This window comes from Bradyrhizobium sp. (genome assembly GCF_019244115.1).
GTDB lineage: Bacteria > Pseudomonadota > Alphaproteobacteria > Rhizobiales > Xanthobacteraceae > Bradyrhizobium.
In genome coordinates this window covers 1-5,163 of the sequence record NZ_JAFATE010000825.1, presented here as the reverse complement: position 1 = coordinate 5,163, position 5,163 = coordinate 1, and the positions used below count along the sequence as shown (strand labels likewise).

The following is a 5,163-nucleotide window of genomic DNA, read 5'->3' as shown; positions in this document are numbered from 1 at the left end:
TCTACGATCACCAACCCGCCGCGCGACTTCAGTCCGCGAGGGGCGCCAACGACCTATTTCTGGGACCCGGACATCATCGCGGTCGATCCGTCCTTCAACAGCCTCGCCCAGCCCAACACGGCCATCAAGCGACTATATACCGGGGTGCTCTGGGCCGAAGGTCCGGCCTGGAGCGCGCAGGGACGCTACCTGCTGTGGAGCGACATCCCCAACAATCGGCAGATGCGCTGGTCGGAGGATGATGGCCACGTCAGCGTGTTCCGTTTCCCGTCAAACAACAGCAACGGCAACACGTTCGACTTTCAGGGCCGGCAGCTCTCCTGCGAGCATCTCACCCGCCGCGTGACGCGCTATGAGCATGACGGCACCGCCACCGTGCTTGCGGATTCCTTCAATGGCAAGAAGCTCAACTCGCCCAACGACGTCGTGCCGCATCCGGACGGCAGCTACTGGTTCACCGATCCGCCCTATGGCGGCCAGCTCTACGAAGGCGAGCCGGACGCCGGCAAGCTCAATCCGCGGATCGGACAGCCCGCGGACTTCGTGGCGCGCAAGCGCGAACTGCCGACCAATTGCTACCGGATCGATCCCTCCGGACGGATCGACATGGTCGTGACCGAGGAGCAGGTGCCGGATCCCAACGGGCTTTGCTTCTCGCCGGACTACAAGAAACTCTACGTGATCTCGACCGGCAAGGGACCGGGCGACACCGGTCCGGGCGGCAAGGGCGACATGCACGTGTTCGATGTCGGCGCAGACAACAAGCTGTCGAACCAAAAACTGTTCTCGGACTTCATGATCGATGGCGTGAAGTGCGGGCCGGACGGCGTGCGCGCTGACGTCAACGGCAATCTCTGGGTCTCCAGCAACGCCGGCCCCCACGTCGGTTATAACGGCGTGACGGTGTGGCCGCCGGACGGCAAGCTGCTCGGCAGCATCCGTCTGCCGGAAGTGTGCGGCAATGTGTGCTTCGGCGGCCCGAAGCGCAACCGCCTGTTCATGGCGGGGAGCCAGTCGCTCTACGCGGTGTACACCGCAACGCAAGGGGCGGCGCCGGGCTGAGCGGACGCTTGTATTTTCGCGCGGGTCATTCCGGGCTGGTCGGAAGGACCAGACCCGGAATCTCGAGATTCTCCGAAACGACATCTGGTCCTGTAGTCAACGGCACGGGACCAAACTCATTCCTGTTTCGGCGAGGTCGGAAAAACGCGCGGTGTCTGCCAGCCGACCGTGGACGATCGATACACGGCATCGTGACGCTCAAAGCAATGGTTGATCTGTGAGCCAAATGACAACCCGAAGACGCTTCGCCGGCTACGATGTCGACGATGTTCAAGTCTTCGGAGGTAATCATGTCCAAATCGCTGACTACTCTTCAAGTCGCTGCAGTGTTGGCCGTTCTTATCACCGGCGCTGTGCCTGCAATCGCCGATACGGGTCGCTGGCAATCAAAGAACTTCCCGGCCCCGAACGGCGGGTTCCTGGTCTACCGCATTGTGAATGGCAATCCAGAATGCGCGTCCTATGACGGACGCAACTGCCTGTGGGGGCAAGCCATGAACAAGATCCGCTTCAGCGACGTGCGGCCGCTGGTCTGCGGTGCGGACCATCGTGCCAAGTGGGGGGTGACCGGCTACGACAACCCTCGTCATTGGTGCAGCCTGGCGCGAGCGCCGTCGCCGAGCGCAGGCTTCGGCGATGACAACGTAGGTGTGCCCGTGCAAGAGTAGTCGGGGTTGATCCGATACAGACCGCGTAGGGCGGGCCAAGGCGCGGCCCTGCGATTGCAGAGCCCGTTTCCGCTTCGCAGGTTTGACGTTTTGAAAACGCCACAGCTTACGGAATGACCGGAAACGCAACCGGCAGGGGCAGGCCCTTGTCGGCGGCCACCCTGCGCAGGAGATCAGGCCGGTCGGAGATGATGCCGTCGACACCCATGTCGATCAAGCGCGCCATGTCTTCGGGCTTGTTGACGGTCCAGACCACGACGGACAGCTTCAGATCGTGCGCTTCCGAGATGAGCGCGGGCGTGACGTCGCCGAAATAGGGCGACCAGATTGCGCCGCCGGCGGCCTTGATCGTGCGCGGCAGCGAGCCGCCATGATCGGTGGGATCATATCCGGCGGTCCAGCTCGTCGCCCGTGTGAGCGATACGTTGGGCGCCGAACCGCGCTGCAGCGTCAGATACACGGTCGGGACGTTGGGCGCCCGTTGCTGCACGAGCTGCAGCGTCCGCCAGTCGAACGACTGGACCATCACGCGATCGGAAAATCCTTCCGCCCCGAGCAGGCCGAGCAGCAGCGCGACGAATGTTTCCGGATCGGGCGCTTCGGCGGGATGGTCGGGATCGATCTTGGTCTCGATGTTGAGGCGCACCTTGTCATTGCCCGACCTGCGGACAAGCTCGATGACCTCCTTGAGCGTCGGCATGCGCGTGCCCGGCACGGCGCGCTGCTCGGGAAACTGCTTGGCATAGGCGCTGTCGGGACGGATCTGGCCGAAATCGTAGCTCTTCACCGCCGCGAGCGGCAACTCGACGAGCGGCGTACCGGGCGCGGCGACATAGTTGCCATTGCCATCGCGCGCGAGATCGGGGTTGAGCCGCCGCTCATGCGAGACGACGAGCACGCCGTCTTTCGTCGCGCCGACATCGAGCTCCAGGGTATCGACGCCCATCGACAGCGCACCGGCAAAGGCGACCAGCGTGTTTTCCGGAAACAGCGCACGGCCGCCGCGATGCGCCTCGATGTCGAACGCCATGGCTTGACCTGCGAGAAGACAGAGGGCGGAGAGGATGAGTGCGGGGCGTCCAGACATGCTGCTGTTCTACGACAAGAACACCACAAGGTCATGACTGCGCAGGGTGGGCAAAGGCGTACTTGCGCCGTGCCCACCATCCCGCACCGACACGCGTTGCCGGTCGGCACGCTTCGCTTTGCCCACCCCTACGCATCAGTCCGCTCAGCCGTATTTGCCGTGGCAGTGCTTGTACTTCTTGCCGCTGCCGCAGGGGCAATCCTCGTTGCGGCCGATCTTGCCCCAGCTCGTCGGGTTCTTCGGATCCCGGCTCGTGGCGGCGACGGCCGCGGCGCCCGTTGCGGCACTCACTTGCGGCACCAGCGAGGCCTGGGCGAAGGCCAGCTCGTTCTCGCCGGTGTTCGGATCGGCGTGATGGGCCTGCATCGCCGGCAGCGGCTGCTGCTCCTCGGGCGGGACGATTTCGACCCGCATCAATTGCGCGGTCACCGCCTCGCGTAAGTGAGCGATCATGGTCTCGAACAGGTTGAAGGCTTCCGACTTGTATTCCTGCAGCGGATCGCGCTGGCCGTAGCCGCGCAGCCCGATCACCTGGCGCAGATGATCGAGCATGATCAGGTGCTCGCGCCAGAGATGATCGAGCGTCTGCAGCAGTATAGTCTTCTCGACGTAGCGCATGACGTCGGGGCCCCACTGCGCGACTTTGGCCGCCATGTGCTCGTCGACGCGGGTCTCGATGCGCTGCAGCAGCTGCTCGTCGGCGATGCCCTCTTCCTTGGCCCATTCGTCGACCGGCAGCGTGATGCCCAGCACCCGCGTCAGCTCATCCTTCAGCCCGGCGACGTCCCACTGCTCGGCATAGGCATGTTCAGGCACGTGCTTGGCGACGATGTCCTCGACATAGGCGTGACGCATGTCGGTGATGGTTTCGGCGACGCTCTCGTCCTTCATCAGGTCGACGCGCTGCTCGAAGATAACCTTGCGCTGGTCGTTCTGGACGTTGTCGAATTTCAAGAGGTTCTTGCGGATGTCGAAGTTGCGCGCCTCGACCTTCTGCTGCGCCTTCTCCAGCGCCTTGTTGATCCAGGGATGGATGATGGCCTCGCCCTCTTTGAGGCCAAGCCGCGTCAGCATGGAATCGAGCCGGTCGGAACCGAAGATGCGCATCAAATCGTCTTCCAGCGACAGGAAGAACTTTGAGCGCCCGGGGTCGCCCTGGCGGCCGGACCGGCCGCGCAGCTGGTTGTCGATGCGCCGGGATTCATGGCGTTCGGAGCCGATGATGTAGAGCCCGCCCGGCTTCTGCACGGTTTTTGCAGCTCTGGCGCCCTTCGCCGGCTCGATCTCGACGGTCTCTTCCGCCTTCAGCACGATCTCGCGGAAACGCTCGACGTCGGCCTTGATCTGCTCGATCTTCTTCGCCTTCTCGGCCTCGTCGGTGATATCGGCGGTTTCCTGCTGGATCCGCATGTCCGGCGAACCGCCGAGCTTGATGTCGGTGCCGCGGCCAGCCATGTTGGTCGCGATCGTGATCGCGCCGGGCACGCCGGCCTCGGCGACGATATAGGCCTCCTGCTCGTGGAAGCGCGCGTTCAGCACCGCGAACAGTTTTGCGGGCTTGCCGGCACGCGCGGCGGCATAGAGCTTGTCCAGCGCGCCGGGATTGCCGAAATCGATCTGCTTGTAGCCGTTCTGCTTCAGGAACGCGGCGAGCACCTCGCTCTTCTCGATCGAGGCGGTGCCGACCAGCACCGGCTGCAGCCGGGCGTTCGCGCGCTCGATCTCGGCGAGGATCGCGACATATTTCTCTTTCTGCGTCCGGTAGACCTCGTCGTCCTCGTCGAGACGGGCGACCGGAAGGTTGGTCGGGATCTCCACGACTTCCAGCTTGTAGATGTCGAACAGCTCGTCGGCCTCGGTTGCCGCCGTGCCGGTCATGCCCGCCAGCTTCTCATACATGCGGAAGTAGTTCTGGAAGGTGATCGAGGCGAGGGTCTGGTTCTCCGGCTGTACCGGCTGGTGCTCTTTGGCTTCGAGGGCCTGGTGCAGGCCTTCCGAATAGCGGCGGCCCGGCATCATGCGCCCGGTGAACTCGTCGATGATCACGACCTCGCCGTCCCTGACGATGTAGTCCTTGTCGCGGGTGAACAGCGTATGGGCCCGCAGCATCTGATTGACATGGTGCACGACGGAGACGTTCTCGACGTCGTATAGCGACTCGCCCTTGAGCTGGCCGGCGTCGCGCAGCAGCGTCTCGAGTTTCTCCATGCCGGCTTCGGTCAGGGTCACGGTGCGCTGCTTCTCATCGACCTCGTAGTCGGTCTTTGCAAGCTTCGGGAAAAAGGTGTCGATGGTGTTGTAGAAATCCGAACGGTCGTCGAGCGGCCCGGAGATGATCAGTGGCGT

4 protein-coding genes are annotated in these 5,163 nt (G+C 63.6%); 2 read left to right on the top strand and 2 right to left on the bottom strand.

Annotation, left to right across the window (positions count from 1 at the left end):
• Together JOZ76_RS35045 and JOZ76_RS35040 are read left to right on the top strand one after the other, a co-directional pair.
• Positions 1–1,062 (top strand): SMP-30/gluconolactonase/LRE family protein (locus JOZ76_RS35045; protein ID WP_291705951.1); only part of this gene is annotated, 1,062 nt, incomplete at its 5' end.
• A 290-nt stretch (positions 1,063–1,352) separates the two neighbouring features.
• A complete protein-coding gene (locus JOZ76_RS35040) occupies positions 1,353–1,730 on the top strand; it encodes a hypothetical protein (protein ID WP_291705950.1) in 378 nt (125 codons plus the stop codon).
• 106 nt (positions 1,731–1,836) lie between these two features.
• Here the strand turns inward: JOZ76_RS35040 and JOZ76_RS35035 are convergent, their stop codons facing one another.
• A complete protein-coding gene (locus JOZ76_RS35035) occupies positions 1,837–2,760 on the bottom strand; it encodes a glycerophosphodiester phosphodiesterase (protein ID WP_291705949.1) in 924 nt (307 codons plus the stop codon).
• Between the two features lie 201 nt (positions 2,761–2,961).
• A partial coding sequence (secA, locus tag JOZ76_RS35030) for a preprotein translocase subunit SecA (RefSeq protein ID WP_291705948.1) occupies positions 2,962–5,163 on the bottom strand: 2,202 nt, incomplete at its 5' end.